Below are 21,202 nucleotides of genomic sequence, written 5' to 3'. Positions count from 1 at the left end.
AGGGAGCGCCGGTGAGCGCTGAAGTGCAGCAGTTCCAGGTGGATCTGCGCGGAGTCGTCGATCTGCTCAGCCGGCACATCTACTCCAGTCCTCGTGTGTACCTGCGAGAGCTCTTGCAGAACGCCCGCGACGCGATCACCGCCCGCCGCGAGGTCGACGGTGGCGGCGGCCGCATCCGGATCACTCCGCTGACCGCCGAGACCGGCGAGTTCGTGCTGCGCGACGACGGCGTGGGGCTGACCGCCACGGAGGTCGCCGATCTGCTGGCGACGGTCGGCCGCAGCTCCAAGCGGGACATCTTCGACCTCCCCCGCAGCGACTACCTCGGGCAGTTCGGCATCGGTCTGCTCAGCTGCTTCATGGTCGCCGACACGATCGTCATCCGCTCGCGCAGCGCCCGCGGCGGCGCCTCGGTCGAGTGGACCGGCAGTGCCGACGGCACGTTCCAGGTGGCCGAGATCGACGAGGAGCTGCCGATCGGCACCAGTGTGCACCTCGTCCCGCGCTTCGACGCCGACGAGCTGCTGCGCCCCGCCGCCGTGCACGAGCTGGCGACGACGTTCGGGGAGTTCCTGCCGGTGCGCGTCACGATCGACGCCGCCGCCGGCGACATCGACATCACCCGAGACGCTCCGTTCCTCGACGCCACGCAGGACCCCGAAGCGGCGGTCGGGTACGGTCGGGATCTCCTCGGCGCGAGTCCGCTCGACGTCATCGAGCTGAGCGAGCCCGCGACGGGCACGCGCGGCCTCGCGTACGTACTGCCGTTCGCCCCTCCTCCCGGTGCACGCCAGGCCACGCGCATGTACCTGGGACGGATGCTGCTCTCCGAGCGCGTCGACGACGTGCTCCCCGACTGGGCCTTCTTCGTGCGCGCCGTGATCGATTCCACCGGCCTCGCTCCCACCGCGAGCAGGGAATCGCTCGTCGAGGACGCGGCGCTCGAACGCGTGCGCGAGCAGCTGGGCGCCGGCATCCGCCGCTGGGTGCTCGAGCTGGGGCTGCGCGAACCCCATCGTCTCGCGCAGTTCGTCGCCGTGCACGAGGTCGGCCTCAAATCCCTGGTGCGCCACGACGAGGAGCTCGCCCACTTCATCTCCCGCTGGTTGACGGTCGAGACGACGCACGGCACGGTGCGGATCGGCGACCTCGTCGAGAGATACCCGCACATCCGCTACGCGCAGAGCGTGGACGAATTCCGCCAGGTGGCCGGCATCTCCCCCTCCGATGAGGTGCTCGTCAACGGCGGCTACCTCTACGACGCCGATCTGATCCGGATGCTGCCCGACCTCTACCCGCACGTCTCCGTCGAAAAAGTGGATGTCACGGGCGAACTCGATCGTCTCGATCCGCCACCCCTCGACGACCGCGATGCGGCCGTCTCCCTCGAAGCGCGCGCCGGTGCCGTACTCGCCGCATCCGACTGCTCCGTGGTCGTCCGGTCGATCGACCGCCCAGATCTCGCCGGGCTCTACGTGGCCGACCCCGAGGTGCTGCGGGCGATCGACCGCGGACGCACCAAGGGCGTCACCGGGGCCCTCTGGGGCGGTGTGCTGGATCGCATCGACCAGACCCTGTCATCCGCCCGCGACGACGATCTGCGCGCGCGCCTGTGCCTGAACTGGTCCAATCGGGTCGTGCGCGCCCTGGTGCGCGTGCAGGACGACGCCGTCTTCGCGCGCACCGTGCAGCTCCTCTACATCCAGGCGCTTCTCGCCGGGCACCATCCGCTCGCGGACGCCGACCGGACGCTGATGACCAGCGCCCTCGCCGACCTCGTCTCGCTCTCGGCCGGTCTGGAGGGCGACACCATCCCCTTCGGCGACGCCCGCTGACTCTCCACCGAAAGGTCCCCTCCATGGCACGTCCGAAGAAGCGCTTCCAGCAGCTGATCGAGGAGATCGATCGCACCCCCTGGGGGCCCGCAGAGCAGGCGCTGGTCTCCGAGGCCGTCGCCCTGGCGATCGAGATCGGCGACGAGCGGCTCGAGTACGAGGCTCGGATGCGTCAGACCGCGTCGGCGAACATGAACGGCGCCACCGACGTGATGCTCAACTCGTTCGCGTGGTGCCTCGCCCATCACGATGCCGACCCGCAGCGCTTCCCGGCCGATCTCGACAACGGCGGCGCCGATCTGATGTGGCAGTTCAAGTGGATGGCCTCGTCGCTGCGGTCCTCCCCCGCGTTCTCGCAGGAGCAGATCGCCGCCGTGCTCGACGACATGGAGTCGCACTACCGCGCCGCGGGGCTCGGCGTCAGCGGCGTGCTCACCGCGCGCTTCGAGGACGCCTGGGACGCCGGTCGCATGGACGAGGCCGAGGCGCTGCGCGTGCAGCTGGAGGCGACGCCGCGCGACGACCACAGCCACTGCGACGCCTGCGGACGCAGTCAGATCGCGGGCTTCTTCGCCGACACCGACCGCGACGCCGAGGCGATCGTGCTCGTCGAGGAGATGATCGAGGGCGGATTCTCCTGTGGAGAGGAGCCCGAGCACGCCCTCTCGCGCGTGCTCCTGCCGTACCTGCGTGCCGGACGCCTCGACGAGGCGAAGACCGCGCATCTGCGCAGCTACCGACTGGCCAAGGACAACCCCGACAACCTTCGCATCGTCGCCAACAACATCGTGTTCGCAGCCCTCACCGGCAACGAGGCGCGCGCGCTCGCACTGGTCGAGAAGCACATCTCCTGGCTCGCGCACGACGGCCTGAACGTCGACGCCCACTTCGCGGCTCTCGCGGCCCTCGCCGTGGCGCTGGACCGGGTGACGGCCGTCGGGCACGGCGACACTCCCGTGCGCGGCGCGGAGTCGGCCGCCCTCGTCCCGTTCTTCGGCGAGCACGACGGCACCTGGAGCGCCGCCGAGCTCGCGGCAGCCGCGTGGACCGCTGCGGAGCGGATCGGAGCGGGCTTCGACGAGCGTGACGGGACGGACGGGCACGCCCGCAGCCTGGAACGGATGCGGGCGCTGGCGGACGAGCGGTACGACGTTCCGATCCGCTCCGACGCGTTCGTCGCCGCGGCACCCACCACCACACCGGTCGACGCGGACGGATGGTTCGAGCGGGCGATGCAGCTCGCCCAGTTCGGCGCCGAGCACGAGACGCTCGAGGCCCTGCCCCGGGCTCTCGAGGTCGAGGACCCCGCGAAGCGCGCCCAGTTGCTCTCGATGCGCCTGGGCATCCTGATCGCCCTCGATCGCGCCGACGAGGCTCTGCAGCTCCTCCCGGAGCGTGTCGCCGCACTGCGCGCGGCCGGTCGCGATGTGCAGGCCGATCTCGAAGAACGTATCGGCCTCGCGACGTTCGGGCTGAACACCCCGGAGACGACCGCCGCCCTCGAGGAGGAGATCGGCGCCTCCGAGCATCTCCCCGCCTGGACGCGCGGCGACCTCGCGATCAGCCGCGCCGCCCTGCACCTGCAGTCCGGCGAACCCGACGCCGCGCTCGATCACGCCGAGGTGGCGGCGCGGTCGTTCGCCGAGGCCGAGGACACCCGTCTGACGAACACCACGACGCTGCTGGCCATCTCGGCCGTGCTGAGCAAGGGCGACCTCGAGGCCGGGAGCGCACTGCTCGACCGCTTCCTCGCTCAGGACGACCTCAGCACAGGCCACCGGGCCCAGGCGCTGCAGACCCGCGCACGCGTGCGCGGGGGCGGGAACACCTACCTGGAGGGCGCGGCCGACGCCGACGAGGCCTGCCGTCTGCTCGCCGAGCTGGGCGCGACCCGCGCACTCGGCGACGCGCACCTGCTCGCCGGAGCCCTCTGGGAGGACGCGGACGAGCCGGAGAAAGCCGTCTCGCGCTACCGCCTCGCCGCGCGCCTGGGAGGCGAAGCCGGAGCGGACACGACCGGACTCGACTTCCGTCTCGCGCGCGCGATGCTGCGTGTCGGCGATGCAGAAGAAGCCGCAGAGCTGTTCGGCGACGTGCTGCAGCGCGAGGAGGAGGCCGACGTCCCCGCCGGGTCGCGCGCCATGACCGTGTCGATGCTCGCGCGCGCCCTGAGCGCCGCGGGCGAGTTCGGTCAGTCGGTCGGTGCGCACGGCTATGCCTCCGAACTGTTCGGGCAGGCCGAGGAGCACGCGGACCAGGCGATGTCGATGACGGAGCAGGCCAAGATCCTCGCGCGCTTCGACGAGCACGACGAGGCGATCGCCCTGCTCGAGTCCGCCGCCGAGATCGTACGGCGCGCGCCCGAAGCCGTCGGCGCGCTCACCGAGGTTCTGCACAGTCTCGGCCAGGCCTACGGCGGACGCGGCGATGAGCGGGCGTTCGGGCTCTTCGACGAGGTCGCCGCCCTCGCGCAGCAGCACGAGGCCGAGTGGCTGCTCGCGGATGTGACCGACTCGCGCGCACGGGCGCTGGCCGAACTCGGCCGTGTCGACGAGGCTGTCTCGGCTGCTCTCACCGCGGCCGACGGCTTCGCAGCGCTCGGAGACCTGGGCTCGGCCGGAGGCTCGGAGCTGTTCGCGGCGCGGGTGCTCGCCGGCAACGAGCGCTCAGCCGACGCGGTCCCGGTCTACCGCAGCGCCATCGAGCACGCGGCCGGACACCCGCCGCTGTTGCAGGTGTCGGCCCTCGAACTCGGCAACGTGCTCGAGGCACTCGGCCGTCACGGCGAAGCCGCCGAGATCCGCGCGCACCTGGAGAGCTGAGCGCAGGGCCGGCGAGACGGCGCCGTCGCTGGGGGCGCCGTCTCAGAAGAGCTGGCGCCAGTTGGCCTTCGCGAGATCGAGGAGTTCGTCGCCGCGCCCGGACATGACCGTGCGGATCGCGTAGAGCGCGAAGCCCTTGACCTGCGCCGCCTCGATCGCGGGCGGCATGGAGAGCTCCTGCCGTTCGGTGACCACGTCGAGCAGAGCGGGACCGTCATGGGCCAGCACTTCGCGGACGGCGTCGGGGAGGTCCTCGCTCCGCTCCACCCGGCGTGCGAAGATCCCCATCGCCTCGGCGATCGCAGCGAAGCTGGGGTTGTCCAGCCCCGTCCCGTACGTCACGAAACCGGCGGCCTTCATCTCGAGCTCGACGAAGTTCAGCGACGAGTTGTTGACCACGACGGTCTTCACGGGCAGCTTGTTCTGCGTCAGGGTCAGCAGCTCGCCGAGCATCATCGAGAGGCCGCCGTCACCCGCGAGCGCCACGACCTGACGGTCGGGGTGTGCGACCTGGGCCCCGATGCCGTGCATCAGCGCATTGGCCATGGAGCCGTGCGTGAACGAGCCGATCAGTCGCCGGTTCTCGGTCATCGAGAGGTATCGGGCCGCCCACACGGTCGGCGACCCCACGTCGGCCGTGAAGATCGCATCGTCGGCCGCGTATTCGTCCAGGAGGCGAGCGAGGTACTGCGGGTGGATGGGACGCTTGCCCTTGGCCGGCACCGCCAGCTCGTCGAGCTTCTTGCGAGTCTTGCGGTAGTGCGCGGTGGCATCGTCGAGGTGCGTGCGGTCGTCCTTGCGCGCCAGTCGAGGCAGCAGTGCGTCCGCCGTGGCACGCACATCGCCGACCAGCCCCAGATCGAGCGGATGCCGCTTGCCGAGCTGGGCACCACGGATGTCGACCTGGATCGTCGTCGCGTTGTCGGGGTAGAACTGCTCGTACGGGAAGTCGCTGCCCAGCACCAGCAGCGCGTCGGCGGCCTCCATGGCCCGGAAGCCCGAAGCGAAGCCGAGAAGCCCCGTCATCCCCACGTCGAAGGGGTTGTCGTACTCGATGAACTCCTTGCCGCGGAGCGCATGCACGATGGGAGCACCCAGTGTGTCGGCGAGCGCGATGACCTCGTCGTGCGCGCCCTCGACGCCGGCTCCCGCGAGGATCGTGACCTTCTTCGCGGCGTTCAACAGCGTCGCCGCCTTCTCGAGCTCCGCCGGATTGGGCACGACCACCGGGCGGGTGCGCTCGATCACGACGGCACGGTCGTCGGCGATGTCTGCCAGGGCGACGTCACCGGGGATCACGAGCACCGCGACCCCGCGCTCTTCGATGGCAGCACGCATGGCGATCTCCATCAGGCGCGGCATCTGCTTCGGATCGGCGACGTACTCGACGTAGACGCTGCACTCGCGGAAGAGCTCCTGCGGATGCGTCTCCTGGAAGTATCCGGTTCCGATCTCGGTGGTGGGGATGTGGGCGGCGATCGCGAGCACGGGAACACGTGAGCGGTTGGCGTCGTAGAGGCCGTTGATCAGATGCAGGTTCCCGGGCCCGCAGGATCCGGCGACGACGGCGAGCTCGCCGGTGGTTGCGGCATCGGCGGCGGCGGCGAACGCGGCGGATTCCTCGTGCCGCACATGCACCCATCGGATCGTGCCGTCTTTGCGCAGCGCATCCGTGAAGCCGTTCAGCGAGTCCCCGGGAATGCCGTAGACACGGTCGATCCCGTTGGCGTGCAGAGTCTTGACGATGTTCTCAGCGACGTTTGCCATGCTTCGACCCTACGCCCGAGGCACGGGGCTGAGGCTCGTCGGACGACCGTGACAGATGTCACTCGAACTGCCGACATCCGACACTGTCGCCGCTTCGACGCGCGATCTAGCCTCGAAGCATCAGAAGAAGCCGAGACGCTCGCCGGCGCATCCGGGGTCACGGCACGACGAGAGGATGCAGAATGAGCGACTTCGCCATCGGAGACACCGTGCAGATCACCGGACCGACGATGACCGGCAATGTCGGAACCGTCGTCTCGATCGACGGAAAGCGGGGAAAGTACCTCGTGCGCATCACGGACGTGACCCAGAACTACTTCACTCCCGAGGAGTTGAAGCTCTTCTCCGCCTGAGGGCGACGAGTGGCGCTCAGTACGCCTGAGCACCATCCCTGTCCGGCTCTGCACTGCGACGGAACGCCCGCCCGGAGACCGACGTCGGGTCGATGCGCACGTAGACGCGCTTGAGGGTGGGGATCCAGGGGCGAAGGCCCGCGGCATCCGCGCGGTGCACGTCCGCATCCGCCTCCAGAGCGGTCGCGTGCCCGCGGACGATGACGCTCCAGGCGTCCGTGTCGGTATGATCGTCGACCTCGAACAGCACGTCGGTGTTCACCGTCAGCTCGAACAGCTTGCTGCCTGGCGCCGTGCGGAACAGGATGCCGTCGCCGTCGACCACGTAGTTCACCGGGAAGATGTCGATCGTGTCCCCGACGTGGGTGACGAGTCTTCCCAGTTCCTGCGTGCCGAGCAGCTCCCGGCTCCGGTCGGTGGTCAGCATCTCGATGGGGTCGGTGTGCGCGCTCATGCCGCCATTGTCTCCCACTCGATGTCCCCACCGACAGGGCATCCGTCCCGCATTCGGTGGTGGATGTGACAACGGCCCCCCGCGTTCTGCGAGGGGCCGTTCATCGTGCGCTCAGCCGATGCGGATGAGCTTCTTGTTGACGAACTCGTCCGCGGCCAGGTGACCCAGTTCGCGGGCCGTGCCGCTGCGCTTGACGCCGCCGAACGGCAGCTCGGGGCTGTCGGCGAGCACGAGGTTGACGTAGACCATGCCCGCCTCGATCTTGTCGGCGACGCGCTCGGCCTGCGCGGCATCCGTCGTGAAGACGTAGGAGCCGAGACCGAAGGTGGTGTCGTTCGCGAGCTCGACCGCCGCGTCCTCATCCGCCACGCGGTAGACGACGGCGGCGGGGCCGAAGAGCTCCTCGCGGTAGACGTTCATCTCGGGCGTCACGTCAGCCAGCACGGTCGGAGCGAAGAACGCGCCGTCACGGGTGCCGCCGGTGAGGAGCGTCGCTCCCTGCTCGACCGCCTGGTCGATCTGCTTCTGCAGGTTGACCGCAGCCGTCTCGGACGACACCGGACCGAGGACCGTGTCGTCGAGCATGGGATCGGTCGCCTCGACGGCCGCCATCGCCGCCGTGAACTTCTCGACGAAGGCGTCGTACAGGCTGTCGACGATGATGAAGCGCTTCGCGCCGTTGCAGGCCTGCCCGTTGTTGTCGAGGCGCGCATCGACGCCGGCCTGCACCGTGGCGTCGAGGTCGTCGGTGGAGAGCACGATGAACGGGTCGGAGCCGCCGAGCTCGAGTGCGACCTTCTTGAGGTTGCGTCCGGCGATCTCGGCGACCGCGGCACCGGCGCGCTCGGATCCGGTGAGCGAGACGCCCTGCACGCGCGGGTCGGCGATCATCGTCGCGATCTGCTCGTTCGTCGCGAGGACGTTCTGGTAGGCGCCCTTCGGGAATCCGGCATCGTGATAGATCTTCTCGATCGCGGTCGACGACTCCGGGCACTGCGGGGCGGGCTTGAGCAGGATCGTGTTGCCCACGATCAGGTTGGGAGCGGCGAAGCGCACGATCTGGTACGCCGGGAAGTTCCACGGCATGATGCCGACGAGCGGGCCGAGCGAGGAACGGCGGATGATGGCCGACCCCTCCCCCAGGATCGCGATCGGCTGGTCGGCCATGATCGACTCCGCCTGGTCGGCGTAGTACTCGGCGATGTCGGCGGCGAAGTCGACCTCGCCCAGGGCGGCCTCGCGGGGCTTGCCCATCTCACGCACGAAGATGTCGGCGAGCTCTTCGCGGCGTTCGCGGTGCAGCTCGGCGGCACGCCGGACGAGGGCCGCGCGCTCGGCGACCGTCGACGAGCGCGACCACTCGCGGTGGGCCTCGTCGGCGGCGGCGACCGCCTCATCGATCTGGGCATCCGTGAACGTGTCGAAGGACGCCAGCGTCTCTCCGGTGGCGGGGTTGGTGACGGCGTAGTCGGTCATGACATGTCCTCTCGTGTGGTGGTGCGGGGCCCGACGCGCGGGCCCCGCATCGGAAATCAGGAGACCGGGATCAGCGTGTACTTGGTGGACAGGTACTCGTGGATGCCCTCGAAGCCGCCCTCGCGGCCGACGCCGGACTGCTTGACGCCGCCGAAGGGTGCGGCCGCGTTCGAGACAACGCCCACGTTGAGACCCATCATGCCGGTCTCGAGCCCGTCGATCATCCGCTGACCGCGCTGCAGGTTCTCGGTGAAGACGTACGACACGAGTCCGTACTCGGTGTCGTTCGCCAGGCGCACGGCCTCTTCCTCGGTCTCGAAGGTCGCGATCGCGAGCACCGGTCCGAAGATCTCCTCGCGCAGGATCGCGCTTCCCGCGACGACATCGGTCAGCACGGTCGGCTCGTAGAACGTGCCCGTGCCCTCCACGGCCTTGCCACCTGCGAGCAGCGTCGCACCGCGACCGACCGCATCGTCGACGAGTTCGCCGGCCTTCGCGACGGCATCCGCGTCGATGAGCGGTCCGATCGCCACGCCCTCTTCGGTGCCACGGCCGATCTTCATGCCGTTGACGCGCTCGGTGACACGCTTGGCGAATTCGCCCGCGACGTCCTTGTGCACGATGAAACGGTTCGCCGCCGTGCAGGCCTGTCCGATGTTGCGGAACTTCGCGGCCAGCGCACCGTCCACGGCCTTGTCGAGGTCGGCGTCGTCGAACACCACGAACGGGGCGTTGCCGCCGAGCTCCATCGACACGCGCAGCACGCCCTCCGCCGCCTGGGCGATGAGCTTGCGTCCGACCTCGGTCGAGCCCGTGAAGGAGAGCTTGCGCAGACGCGGGTCGGCGATGATCGGCGCCGACAGCGCGCTCGACTTCGAGGTCTGCACGACGTTGACGACACCGGCGGGAAGGCCGGCCTCTTCGAGCAGCTTCGTGAAGTACATCGTCGTCAGCGGCGTGAGTGCCGGGGGCTTGATCACCACGGTGCAGCCGGCCGCGAGTGCGGGAGCGATCTTGCGCGTCGCCATCGCGAACGGGAAGTTCCACGGCGTCACGAAGAACGACGGTCCGACCGGGCGCTGCGACACGACCATGTGACCGGTGCCCTCGGGGTTGATGCCGTAGCGGCCGCTGATGCGCACGGCCTCCTCGCTGAACCAGCGCAGGAACTCGCCGCCGTAGCCGACCTCGCCACGCGCCTCGGCGAGCGGCTTGCCCATCTCGAGCGTCATGAGCAGCGCCAGGTCCTCCTTGTGCTCCTGCACGAGGTCGAATGCCCGACGGAGGATCTCACTGCGCACGCGCGGAGCCGTCGCGGCCCACGCGTCCTGCGCGGCGACGGCCGCATCGAGGGCGCGGATGCCGTCTGCGGGCGTCGCGTCGGCGATGGTGCGGATCACGGCACCGGTCGCGGGATCCTGCACGTCGAACGTGCCGCCGGTCTCGCCGTCGATCCACTCACCGCCGATGAAGAGGCCGGTGGGGATGCTGTCCAGGAGCGCCTGTTCGGTCTGAGTGCTCATGATTCTCTTTCTGTGAGGAGGGCTAGGAGCGCGTGCGTCGGCTGGGAGGTGCGTCGATGCTCAGCGTCTGACCGCGGAAGAACGCCGGCCGTCTGATGGCGTTCCAGACCATGACGACGATGCCGACGCCGATGATCAGCATTCCGAGGATGAAGACGATGCCGACGCCGCCGATCTGAGAACCCGAGCCGTAGGCCGGGTCCATCGAGTCGATCAGCGTCGTGAAGAACAGCACCGCGAGGATCGCACCGCCCACGAGCGGGAAGAGGAACGTGAAGAAGAAGTTCCTCGTCGAGTCGAACCACTGCTTGCGGAAGTACCAGACGCACGCGAAGGCGGTGATCCCGTAGTAGAAGCAGATCATCATGCCGAGCGTGAGGATGGTGTCCCACAGCGTGTCCTCGCTCACGACGCGCATCACGGCGTAGAAGGCCGACGCGACGATGGCGGAGATGATGGTCGCGTACCCCGGGGTGAAGAAGCGCGGGCTGACCTTCGCGAACGACTTGGGCAGGGCGCCGTAGTGCCCCATCGCCAGCAGCGTGCGCGCCGGTCCCACGAACGTGGACTGCAGCGACGACGCCGAGCTGGTCAGCACCGCGAGCGACACCAGGAAGGCGAGCGGGCCGAGGATCGGGCCGGAAAGGTGGAAGAACACGTTCTCCTGGATGTCCTCGTTGCCGAGACCCAGCGCACCGGTGCCGACACCGGCGAACATGATCATCGCCACCGCGAGCAGCAGGTAGAGCGAGACGATCATCAGCACCGTGACGGTGGCCGCGCGACCCGGGGTCTTCTCCGGGTCCTTGGTCTCCTCGTTCATGGTGAGGGTGACGTCCCAGCCCCAGAAGATGAAGATCGACAGCGAGAGTCCGGCGGCGACGGCGCTGAACGACGAGATCGCGAACGGGTTGAACCAGTTCAGGTCGAAGGGCTGGTAGTCGAACCCGTTGCCGTTGACGGCCTGCACGATCGCCGCACCGGCGAAGAAGAGCAGGACGAGGATCTGGAAGCTGACGAGCCAGTACTGCAGCTTCTGCGTCGTCTGCATGTCGCGGTACGAGATCCAGGTCGCCCCGAGCATGAACAGCAGGCACACGCCGATGTTGATCCAGGTGACGCTCGCGAGGGAGGCGATGTCGGGGTTGCCCGTGATCTGCGAGATCAGCAGGAAGAGGAAGTCGACGGCGATGCCCGCGAGGTTGGACAGCACGAGGATCGTGGCGACGACCAGACCCCAGCCCGCCATCCAGCCCACCCACGGACCGAAGGCGCGGGCCGCCCATGTGAACGAGGTGCCGGAGTCGGGCATCCGGTTGTTGAGCTCGCGGTACCCGAAGGCGACCAGGAGCATCGGGATGAAACCGACCAGGATGATCGCGGGGATCTGCGACCCCACCGTGGAGGCCACAGGGCCGACGGCGGCGGTGAAGGTGTAGGCGGGTGCGATGCACGAGATGCCGATCACGACCGCGCCGATCAGGCCGACCGTTCCGGCGCTCAGGCCCTTGGTGGAGATCCCGGTCGTGACACCGGATTCGGGCTCCGTCGCCCGGTTGGTGCTGCTCATCAGCGTTCTCCTGCTTCGTTGCGGGTGCGCGGGACGACGATCATGGGGACGGGCAGCTCGTGCAGCATCTTCGCCGCCGTGGAGCCCAGGAAGAGACGACGGGGCTGCGCCAGCCTGCTGGAGCCGACCAGGACCACCTCGCCGGGAAGCCAGGAGAGGTTCGCGACCGCATCTTCGACGGTGTCGCCCGGAGCCTTCTCGACGGCGGCGGTGCGCCCGTCGGGGAGCAGCTCTGTCGCCATCGCGAGGACCTCCTGCCCGTGGTCGTCACCGACCGTGCGGATCGCGCCCGTATCGAGCCCCGGGGGCACGTCGAACGGTACGAGGGACACGAGGCGCAGGTCGACGCCGCTGTCGCCGGCGAGGGCGACAGCCTCGTCGAGCAGCGCATCGGCGCCCGGCCGAGACCCGACGGCGACGGTCACGCGCGGGATGACGTGGTCGTCCTGCTGGGCGGTGCCCACCGGAGCCAGTGCGACCGGGATGGTCGACGAATGGAGCAGCTCGGAGGCGACGCTCCCGAGCCGGTGGCGTCCGAAGATGCCCCCGCCCGCCGCACCGATCACGATCACGCGGGCGCCGAACTCCTCGCCGGCGGCGATGAGCCCCTCGGCGAACGATTCGGAGAAGCGGACGTGACCGCTGCGGGTCAGCTCCTGCGGCAGCCGGACGACGGCGTCGGCGAGCCACTTCCTGGCCTGCGACCGGATGTGCTCCTCATAGGCGCGCTCCGGCGGCACCGCGGCGTTGCGTGTTCCTTCGTTCGGCAGCACGATCACCAGGTGCAGGGTCGCGCCCAGGCTGCGGGCGATGCGCGCGCCCAGCGCCGCGGCATCCGCTCCCGCATCCGTCGCCGTGTACCCCACGACGACCGAGCCGGTCATCAGCTGCTGCTCTCGACAGCGCCGGACTCGCGGCTCGCATCGACGATGTTGGATGCGACGAGGTGTCCCATCCGGATCGCACCGTCGACGTGCTGGTACCCGGCGCCGGCCATGTCGCTGCAGGCGAAGTGGATCGGGCCGACCGCCGTGCGCAGGTCCGCGCCGTAACGGTGCAGGCCGCCCATGTCGAAGCTCGCGGCATAGGCACCACGCGTCCACTCCTCGCTGCCCCAGTCGCTCTCGTAGTAGACGACCGGGTTCTTGGCCTCTGGGCCGTAATAGTGCGAGAGCGACTCGAGGATGCGCTCCTTGCGCTCCTCGGCAGAGAGCTCGAACACGCCGTCGGCGTTGGCGTCGGAGACGAAGCCCACCAGGGTGCCGCGCTCGTCGCCGTGGTTCGTGTTGTCGTACGCCTCGTGCGACAGCTCGTACGGGCTGAACGCGGTGCCGCTGAGACCCTGCTCGCGCCAGAACGGACGATCGTAGACCGCGTGCACCTTGATGACGAAGCCCATGGAGAGGTGCTGGTGCAGCTGGTGCTGACGACGCGGCAGCGGCGGATCGAAGGAGATACGGCTGTACAGCACCGGCGCGTGCGCGAGGATCGCGTGGCGGGCGCGGACCGTGAGCTCGTCGGTGGTGGCGACGACCCCCGCGTCCGACCACTCGAGGCTGCGGACCGGCTGGTTCAGCAGCACGTCGTCGCCCAGGCGCTCGGCGAGACGCAGCGGCACCTGCTGCAGACCGCCGACCACGCGCTTGTCGAGGATGAAGTCGGCGTCGACGAGGTTCGAGTACGAACCGGCGGATGCGGCCATCAGCAGCGACTGCAGCAGCGAGAACGAGTGCGTGGGCTTGGTGAGCATCGCCGATCCCGTGGCGAAGGCCAGGTTGCGCACGGCCTCGTCGTCATCGGTCTGCGAGCGCAGCCAGGCGTCCCAGGTGATCGAATCCCACTCCTCGGCGTTCGGGTGCGCCCACGGCTGATCGGGGTCGATCTCGGCGACCAGGGCGTCGAGGATGCCCGTGATCCGGGCGATCACGGCCTCGGTCTCCGGCGACACGGGGAACATCTCCCCCGTGAAACGGTGCGTCTTCCCGTCGGGGCCGACGTAGACGCTGTCGCCTTCGCGGTAGCGGCTGTAGGTCTCGAGGCCCAGCTCTTCGATGGCGTCCTTGAGCGCATCCTGATCGGGCGAGACCCACTGACCGCCGATCTCGAGCATGGCGCCGTCGATGACGTCGGTCCACAGGCGTCCGCCCACGCGGTCGCGGGCCTCCAGCACGGCGACCGACAGGCCGGCCTTGCGCAGGTCGTTCGCGGCGGTGAGCCCTGCGGCTCCGGCGCCGATGATGAGTACGTCGCGGGTGATCTCAGACATCTGCAACTCCTTCGTTGGGGGAAGTAGTGCCGGTCGCGACCCGAAATCCCCCGATTGGGGTCGCGACCGGACAGGGGGTCGGGCCGCACGGGAGTGCGGCCCGGATGCTATTCGGCGGCGGCCAGGGCGGCGGCGACGATGTCGAGTCCCTCGTTCAGCAGGTCGTCGCCGATCGAGAGCGGAGGGAGGAAGCGGATGACGTTGCCGTAGGTTCCGCAGGTGAGGACGATGACGCCCTGCGCGATGCACGCCTTGGCGACGGCGGCCGTGAGAGCGGCGTTCGGCGCCTTGGTCTCGGGGTCGACGAACTCGGCGGCGATCATCGCACCGTGGCCGCGGACGTCGCCGACGCGCGGGTCGTTCTGCTGGATCGCGGTGAGGCGGTCGATGAGGATCGTGCCGATCTCGCGCGCCCGCTCGATCACGCCGTCGTTCTCGAACACGTCGATCGAGGCGAGGGCTGCGGCGCAGGCGATGGGGTTGCCCCCGTAGGTGCCACCGAGGCCGCCCGAGTGCGAGGCGTCCATGATCTCGGAGCGACCGGTGACCGCAGCGAGCGGGAGGCCGCCGGCGATGCCCTTGGCCGTGGTGATCAGATCGGGCTCGATGCCGAAGATCTCGCTCGCGAACATGTGCCCGGTGCGGGCGAAGCCGGTCTGCACCTCGTCGGCGATGAACACGACGCCGTTCGCGCGGCACCACTCGACGATCGCGGGGAGGAACCCGTCGGCGGGGACGATGAAGCCGCCCTCGCCCTGGATGGGCTCGATGATGACCGCGGCCAGGTTGTCGGCGCCGATCTGCTTCTCGAGCTGGAGGATGACGCGGGCCGCGGCCTCACGTCCATCGAGTCCGTCGCGGAACGGGTACGACATCGGCGCCCGGTAGACCTCGGGCGCGAAGGGGCCGAAACCGCTCTTGTAGGGCATCGACTTGGCGGTGAGCGCCATGGTCAGGTTGGTGCGGCCATGGTAGCCGTGGTCGAAGGCGACGACCGCCTGGCGACCGGTGTGCTTGCGGGCGATCTTGATCGCATTCTCGACCGCCTCGGCGCCCGAGTTGAACAGGGCGCTCTTCTTGGCGAAGTCACCGGGGGTCACGCGGTTGAGCGCCTCTGCGACGCCGACGTACGACTCGTAGGGCGAGATCATGAAACAGGTGTGGGTGAACTGCGCGGCCTGAGCGGCGACGGCCGCGGCGACCTTGGGGTGCGCGTTGCCGACGGTGGTCACGGCGATGCCGGAGCCGAGGTCGATGAGCGAGTTCCCGTCGGCGTCCACGACGACGCCACCACCGGCGGCGACAGCGGCGACCGGAACGGTGTGTCCGACGCCCGCTGCCACGGCATCCGCCTTGCGCGCGAGGATCTCGGCGGAACGGGGGCCGGGAAGATCCGTGACCAGACGACGCTCCTGGGGGAGGTCGGGTCCGCCGAGAGGGACTGCGGGGGCTGCGGTGTCGAGGAGTGCCATGTTCGCGAGCGTACGGCGGCCACCGAGCCGGCTGCACTCACCGGTCTGTACAATCTGGAGAAGCAAATCGCCCGCTCGTACAACTCGCCGGAGGTCACCGTGGTCGTCACCGCCCAGCCGACCCTGCGCGCCCTGTTGCAGCGTCGCGATCTCGGGCTCTCTCTGATCCCCCGCGAAGGCGACATCCCCGATGGGGCACTCGACCGCCCGCTGCGTTGGGTGCACAGCTCCGATCTCGCCGACCCCACCCCGTTCCTGTCCGAAGACCTGGCGCTGCTGACCACCGGAACCCAGTTCGACGAAGCCGTCAGCATCGACACGTACGTCGGGCGGCTCGCGGACCGCGGGGTGATCGGTCTGGGATTCGGCACCGAGGTGCACCGGTCCGGCATCCCGGAAGAGCTCGTCGACGCGTGCGCCGCGCACGGGATGCCGCTGTTCGCCGTCCCGTACCGCACCCCGTTCATCGCCGTCGCCCGCGCGCACTCCGAGGCGATCGCGGCTCAGGCGTATGCCCGACGGTCCTGGGCCCTCGACACGCAGCGTGCCCTCGCTCTCGCCGCCCTCCGACCGCACGGCCTCGATGCGACGATCGCCGAACTCGGGCGGCGAATCGGCGTCTGGGCCGGGATGTTCGACGCCGCCGGAGCGCTCACCCTCTCCCACCCTCGCGAAACGGTGGAGGCCCGTGTGCTCGACGAGCTCGGGAATCGCGCGGTGGAGATCCTGACCCGTGGACTCGAGGCGGGGCAGTCGCTCAGCATCGAAGACCATTCGTTCATGCTGTTCACGGTCGGCCGCGGCGGGCATCTGCGGGGCGTCATCGCCCTCGCCGTCGATACGCTCGATCCCGAAGCCCGGTCGGTCGTGACCTCGGTGATCGCCATGGCAGGACTCGCGATGGAGCAGAGCGAGCAGCTCGCCCGCAGTCGTCGTCGCCTGCACGCGCAGCTCCTCAGATCGCTCCTCGCCGACGACCCCACCTTGGCCAGGAGGGTGCTGGGCAGCCTGCCCACCGCACCCGTGCTCGTGGCCGTCGCCGCCGACGCGCCGGCAGGGCCGCTCGCCGACTGGTGGGAGCGGCACCGCGCCGAGCACGGGACCTCGATCTTCCTCGCCGAATCCGAGGACGGGGTGACGATGTGCGTCTCAGCCGGAGACGAGGCCCTGCTCGACGAGGTCGCCGCCCGCTTCGGCATCCGCATCGGCGTCTCCGATCCCGAAGGGTACGACTCGTTCGCCCGGGCACACGCGCAGGCGCTCACGGCGCTGCGTCAGCAGGGCACCCACGGGGTCGCCCGCTACTCCGACACCGTCGGGTCGAGCATCCTCACGGCCCTCGCGACCGACGAGGCGCGCCTCGTCGCCGAATCGCGCCTGGCCCCGGTGCGCGAGCACGACGCCCGTACCGGCGCCGAGCTCGAACGCTCGCTGCGCACCTGGCTGGAGCATGACGCGAAAGCGGAATCCGCCGCGGTCGCGCTCGGAGTGCATCGGCACACCCTGCGCTCCCGCATCGCCCACGCGGGAGCGCTGCTCGACGTCGACCTGTCGACCTTCCCCGCCCGCGCCGAGCTCTGGACGATCCTGCAGACCGCCCGCGACTGAGCCGGGGCGGCTGCACGCTCCCGATCATCCACGTGCTTCCTGCTCGCACCCCGCGCGGCGAGAACGCGCCGGTCGCACTTCGCGCCGCCCCCGCGACGTCTGAGCGGCAGGAACTGCAACCGGAGCAGCGGGCCAACATCGGGCCAAGAGCGGGTCAGGAGTGGATGCGCGCTCCCGCAGCCAGCACCGCCCGGCACCGCGTGACGTCATCGGCAGTCTGGGCGATCAACGCCTCGACGCCGTCGAACCGCAGCGTCGGGCGAAGGCGCGCGACGAGGGTCACGCACAGGCGCCGACCGTAGAGGTCGATGTCGGCATCATGCAGGTGCACCTCGACGCGTCGCTCGCGATCGCCGTCGAAGGTCGGGTTCATCCCGACACTGACACTCGCCGCCCACGACAGCGGGTCGTCGTCGATCCGCACCCACGCCGCGTAGATCCCGTCGTCGGGCAGATCTTCGTGGTCGAGCGCCAGGTTCGCCGTCGGGAAGCCGAGCTCGCGACCCCGACCGTCGCCGGGGACGACCAGTCCGACGATCGTCCCGGGCGGCGACGCGCTCACGCGTTCTCGGGGGCGGCGATCGAGCGGTAGCGGCTCTGATGGAAGACCAGTGGCTCGACGTCGTCGAACAGCGTGATGTCGGCGATCTCGTACAGCGCGATCTCGTGGTCGCCGCCGTCGAACGTGCTGTGCAGGCGACACGTGAGCCAGAGCGCTGCGTCCGCGATCAGCACGGCTCCGCCATCGGTGCGGCGCCACTCATGGCCGCCGAACCGGTCGCCCTCCCTCGCCGAGAGCGAGCGGCTGAGCGGCTCGTGGTGCGCGGCGAGCACACTCATGCCGAGCTCGGGCACGGTGCGCAGCACCGGCCAGGTCTTCGACGTACGGGCGGCGCTGATCGCCACCAGCGCCGGTTCGAGCGAGATCGAGGTGAAGGAGTTGACCGCCATTCCCACGGCACGGTCGTCGACGTGCGCGGCCAGGGCCACGACGCCGGTCGGGTATACCGAGAAGGCCCGGCGGAGGGCGAGGTCGCGCGGGAGCGCATCGTTCGTCAGCGCGTCGGTCACGACAGTCGTCATTTCGGCTTCCTTTCGTTAGTCAACTTTGACTAGTTTTGATAATAGGCAATTTTGATCATGCAAACAACAGGAAAGGCGAAGGCCAGCCGTTAGCATGAGGGGCATGTCGACCACCCGCCTCGTCGTCCTCGGCGCCGTGAAGCAGTTCCAGCCCGTGCACGGGTACTTCCTCCGTCGCGAACTCATGACCTGGCACGTCGACGAGTGGGCGCATATCCAACCCGGATCGATCTACAACGCCCTGCGCGCCCTCGAGGTCGACGGCTACATCGCCGAGAGCGGCACCGAGGCCGAGGGCAAGCGCCCGGCGCGGACGACCTACCGCATCACCCCGGCCGGCGAGGTCGAACTGCAGCGCATGCTGCGCGAGAACCTCTGGAACGTCGCAGCCTTCGACACCCAGGCCATCATGACCGTCGCCTCGTTCATGTTCGTTCTGAGCCGGCAGGAGGTGATCGCCGGCCTCGAGCACCGCCTCATCAAGAGCGACGCGATCATCACGCAGAACGGCTTCGACGTGCAGGACACGCTGCGGTCCGAGACGACACCCAAGTACGTGCGGGAGATCTTCGACCTCTCCACAGCCCGCCTCACGGCCGAGAAGCAGTGGCTGCTCGACCTGCTGGAACGTCTGCGTGGTGGAGAGTACACGTTCGCCGGCGAGACGACCGAGGGCGTAGCGTCGGCCGAGGCGGGCACCTCGGCCTGAGGTCAGCGCGACGAGACGAGCGCGTCGATCGACGCGCGCGACAGGGCCGACGTCGTCGCACCCCGATGCTGCGCCACCACGGCGCCGGCCGCACAGGCCCGGATCAGCGCCGTCTCGATTGCTTCTCCCTGGGCGAGCGCGGCGGCCAACGCTCCACAGAACGCATCGCCGGCGCCGGTCGTATCCACCGGATCGATCCGGAACGCGTCGGCCTGCAGAGGATCGCTCCCCGCGCGATGCAGCACCACTCCCCCAGCACCCCGGGTGAGAACCACGACCGGGGCACCGGCGGCGTGCAGCCGGTCGATGCCGCCGAGTTCGGTGCACTCGGTCTCGTTAACCACCAGCACGTCGACGTCGCCGAGCATCTCGACCGCCCCGGCATGTGCGGGCGCAGCGTTCAGGATCGTCAGGGCTCCGGCCGTCCGACCCGCGCGCAGCGCCGCTGCGACACTCGCGAGCGGAACCTCCAGCTGCGCGAGCACGACCGCCGCGCCCGCGATCCCGGCGACCGCGTCATCCGCGTCGAGCTCGGCGTTCGCACCGGCCGCGACGATGATGCTGTTGTCTCCGTCGTCGAACGCCAGCACGTGGGCGACGCCGGTCGGAGCGGCGGCGCTGCGGCGCAGGGCCGCCGCCACTCCGGCATCCTCCAGCGTCTGCTGCAGCACGTCGGCGGCCTCGTCCGCTCCGATCACCGCGCAGAACCGGGTCGGAGCCCCGCTGCGCGCGGAGGCGACGGCCTGATTCAGCCCCTTGCCCCCGGAGAAGCGGCCGCCGGCCCGACCGAGCAGGGTCTCGCCGACACGTGGAGGGCGCGAGACCTCGACCACGAGATCGAGGTTCGCGCTCCCCACGACGGCGACACCGGTGAGGGTGTCAGACACGCGACATCATCCGCCGGTACTGCGATCCGGTGTGCGAGTCGGCGAGCGCCGGTGTCGGCGTGCCGATCAGGCGTTCGCGCAGCGACTGCGGCTCCGATGAGGGCTCGACGATCGCGCCGCGCTCCTTGAGGATCGGCAGCACGTGCTCGATGAAGTCGACCGTCGACGCCGGCGGGATGACGGGGGCGAACAGGAATCCGTCGAGGTCGGCGCCATCGGCGAGCTCGATCATCCGATCGGCCACCTGCTCGGGGGTGCCCACGATCGGGCGGGCGCCGACGCCGTGCGCGTGCCAGTCTCCGAGAACGTCGCCGACGGTCTTGTCGGCGAAGCGCGCGACCTGGGTCTGCGACAGCTCGGTGCTCAGCTCCGCCATCGGCGTGCTCGGCGCATAGGCCGAGAGGTCGAGGCCGGTGAACCATGCGTACGAGGCGACCGTGACGTCGGGATTCTGCGCGTCGGCGACCTCGGCGTACTTGCGCCGCGCCTCCTCCTCCGTGCTGCCGACGATCGCGGCGAAGGCCGACATGATCTTCACTTCGTCGGCTCCGCGGCCGTTCTTGACGGCCTCCTCGCGGATCGCCGACGAGTGCGCACGCAGCTGCTCGACGGAGCCGCTGCCGACGAAGATCGCCTCGCCGTGCTTGCCGCCGAACTCACGGCCCGCGGGAGAAGCCCCGGCCTGGAACAGCACCGGGGTACCCTGCGGCGAGCGCGAGGTGTTGCCGTAGCCGTGCGAGCGGAAGTAGGGGCCGTCGTGCGCAATGCGGTGCACCTTGGACGGGTCGGCGAAGCGGCCGGACTTGTCGCGCTCCAGTGCGCCCTCCTCCCACGCCTGCTCCCACAGCTTGTAGACGACCTCCATGAAGTCGTCGGCCATGAGGTAGCGCTCGTCGTGACCCACCATCGGCACGCCGAAGCCCTGCACCGCCGTGTCGGCGGTACCGGTGGTGACGACGTTCCAGCCGATGCGACCGCCGGAGAGGATGTCGAGCGTGGCCATGCGGCGGGCGAAGGAGTAGGGGGGCTCGAGCAGCGTCGAGCCGGTGGCCACGAGTCCCAGGCGCGTCGTCTCGGGGATGAGGGCGGCGAGGATGATCGCCGGGTCGAGACGCGGGAGGTCGAGGCCTTCGACCGAGCAGATGTCCGGACGCTCGCCCGCGACGTCGGCCCAGCCCCAGGCATCCGCGAGGAACAGGAAGTCGAACCCGGCGTCCTCGACCATGCGCGCGGTGTCGCGCCAGTACTCGAGCTTGTCGAACAGATAGCGCCCATTGTCGGGGTGCCGCCAGGTCGCGGTGCCGGAGTCGTTCGCCTGGGCGTTCTCGAAGAGGCCGAGGCGCAGCTGCTTGACGGTGTTCTGATCGGTCATGTGCG

General features: G+C 69.5%; 17 protein-coding genes. 5 read left to right on the top strand and 12 right to left on the bottom strand.

Annotated features, from left to right (window positions below):
- The first annotated feature begins 11 nt into the window (after positions 1-11).
- Both ACLFA2_RS13120 and ACLFA2_RS13115 read left to right on the top strand, forming a co-directional pair.
- The gene (locus ACLFA2_RS13120; protein ID WP_426621433.1) at positions 12-1,835 is read left to right on the top strand and encodes an HSP90 family protein; all 1,824 of its coding nucleotides are present in this window, start codon (positions 12-14) and stop codon (positions 1,833-1,835) included.
- A 23-nt stretch (positions 1,836-1,858) separates the two neighbouring features.
- On the top strand, positions 1,859-4,657 hold the full coding sequence (locus ACLFA2_RS13115; protein ID WP_426621432.1) for a hypothetical protein: 2,799 nt from the start codon (positions 1,859-1,861) through the stop codon (positions 4,655-4,657).
- 42 nt (positions 4,658-4,699) lie between these two features.
- Here ACLFA2_RS13115 and poxB read toward each other — a convergent pair whose 3' ends face one another.
- A complete protein-coding gene (gene poxB / locus ACLFA2_RS13110) occupies positions 4,700-6,424 on the bottom strand; it encodes a ubiquinone-dependent pyruvate dehydrogenase (RefSeq protein ID WP_021201068.1) in 1,725 nt (574 codons plus the stop codon).
- A gap of 182 nt (positions 6,425-6,606) precedes the next feature.
- Between poxB and ACLFA2_RS13105 the strand changes: the two genes are divergently transcribed.
- A complete protein-coding gene (locus tag ACLFA2_RS13105) occupies positions 6,607-6,777 on the top strand; it encodes a hypothetical protein (RefSeq protein ID WP_167255625.1) in 171 nt (56 codons plus the stop codon).
- 16 nt (positions 6,778-6,793) lie between these two features.
- Here the strand turns inward: ACLFA2_RS13105 and ACLFA2_RS13100 are convergent, their stop codons facing one another.
- From ACLFA2_RS13100 to gabT, 7 genes are all read right to left on the bottom strand, one after another.
- On the bottom strand, positions 6,794-7,231 hold the full coding sequence (locus ACLFA2_RS13100; RefSeq protein ID WP_426621431.1) for a pyridoxamine 5'-phosphate oxidase family protein: 438 nt from the start codon (positions 7,229-7,231) through the stop codon (positions 6,794-6,796).
- Positions 7,232-7,342: 111 nt separating this feature from the next.
- The gene (locus tag ACLFA2_RS13095; protein WP_029258913.1) at positions 7,343-8,707 is read right to left on the bottom strand and encodes an NAD-dependent succinate-semialdehyde dehydrogenase; all 1,365 of its coding nucleotides are present in this window, start codon (positions 8,705-8,707) and stop codon (positions 7,343-7,345) included.
- A 56-nt stretch (positions 8,708-8,763) separates the two neighbouring features.
- A complete protein-coding gene (locus ACLFA2_RS13090) occupies positions 8,764-10,230 on the bottom strand; it encodes an NAD-dependent succinate-semialdehyde dehydrogenase (protein WP_029258914.1) in 1,467 nt (488 codons plus the stop codon).
- A 22-nt stretch (positions 10,231-10,252) separates the two neighbouring features.
- Entirely contained in the window at positions 10,253-11,800 is a 1,548-nt protein-coding gene (locus tag ACLFA2_RS13085) for an APC family permease (RefSeq protein WP_029258915.1), read from the bottom strand.
- On the bottom strand, positions 11,800-12,684 hold the full coding sequence (locus tag ACLFA2_RS13080; RefSeq protein ID WP_021201074.1) for a universal stress protein: 885 nt from the start codon (positions 12,682-12,684) through the stop codon (positions 11,800-11,802). The genes ACLFA2_RS13085 and ACLFA2_RS13080 overlap by 1 nt, the downstream gene beginning before the upstream one ends.
- Positions 12,684-14,066, bottom strand: a complete 1,383-nt coding sequence (locus tag ACLFA2_RS13075; RefSeq protein WP_021201075.1) for a flavin monoamine oxidase family protein — start codon at positions 14,064-14,066, stop codon at positions 12,684-12,686. Before ACLFA2_RS13075 ends, ACLFA2_RS13080 begins: the two co-directional genes overlap by 1 nt.
- A 107-nt stretch (positions 14,067-14,173) precedes the next feature.
- Complete coding sequence (gabT, locus tag ACLFA2_RS13070) at positions 14,174-15,538, bottom strand: 4-aminobutyrate--2-oxoglutarate transaminase (protein ID WP_029258916.1); 1,365 nt, start codon at positions 15,536-15,538, stop codon at positions 14,174-14,176.
- Between the two features lie 99 nt (positions 15,539-15,637).
- On the opposite strand from gabT, the gene ACLFA2_RS13065 reads away from it, so the two are divergent.
- Complete coding sequence (locus ACLFA2_RS13065; protein WP_029258917.1) at positions 15,638-17,146, top strand: PucR family transcriptional regulator; 1,509 nt, start codon at positions 15,638-15,640, stop codon at positions 17,144-17,146.
- A gap of 154 nt (positions 17,147-17,300) precedes the next feature.
- On the opposite strand, the gene ACLFA2_RS13060 is transcribed toward ACLFA2_RS13065, so the two are convergent.
- Together ACLFA2_RS13060 and ACLFA2_RS13055 are read right to left on the bottom strand one after the other, a co-directional pair.
- Positions 17,301-17,708 carry a riboflavin kinase gene (locus tag ACLFA2_RS13060; protein ID WP_315069528.1) on the bottom strand — a complete coding sequence of 136 codons (408 nt, stop codon included), beginning with the start codon at positions 17,706-17,708 and terminating at the stop codon, positions 17,301-17,303.
- On the bottom strand, positions 17,705-18,229 hold the full coding sequence (locus ACLFA2_RS13055; protein ID WP_401122833.1) for a flavin reductase family protein: 525 nt from the start codon (positions 18,227-18,229) through the stop codon (positions 17,705-17,707). Before ACLFA2_RS13055 ends, ACLFA2_RS13060 begins: the two co-directional genes overlap by 4 nt.
- A gap of 103 nt (positions 18,230-18,332) precedes the next feature.
- On the opposite strand from ACLFA2_RS13055, the gene ACLFA2_RS13050 reads away from it, so the two are divergent.
- Complete coding sequence (locus tag ACLFA2_RS13050; protein WP_029267343.1) at positions 18,333-18,938, top strand: PadR family transcriptional regulator; 606 nt, start codon at positions 18,333-18,335, stop codon at positions 18,936-18,938.
- Between the two features lie 2 nt (positions 18,939-18,940).
- On the opposite strand, the gene ACLFA2_RS13045 is transcribed toward ACLFA2_RS13050, so the two are convergent.
- The gene (locus ACLFA2_RS13045) at positions 18,941-19,825 is read right to left on the bottom strand and encodes a ribokinase (RefSeq protein ID WP_292761825.1); all 885 of its coding nucleotides are present in this window, start codon (positions 19,823-19,825) and stop codon (positions 18,941-18,943) included.
- Positions 19,818-21,197: an NtaA/DmoA family FMN-dependent monooxygenase gene (locus tag ACLFA2_RS13040; protein WP_292761822.1), complete on the bottom strand. Its 1,380-nt coding sequence runs from the start codon at positions 21,195-21,197 to the stop codon at positions 19,818-19,820. The genes ACLFA2_RS13045 and ACLFA2_RS13040 overlap by 8 nt, the downstream gene beginning before the upstream one ends.
- Positions 21,198-21,202 lie beyond the last annotated feature (5 nt).

Origin of the sequence: Microbacterium sp. As-52, from assembly GCF_049949185.1 — a bacterium.
Lineage (GTDB): Bacteria > Actinomycetota > Actinomycetes > Actinomycetales > Microbacteriaceae > Microbacterium > Microbacterium maritypicum_A.
The sequence above is the reverse complement of the archived record's forward strand: the minus strand, read 5'-3'. Positions and strand labels throughout refer to the sequence as shown.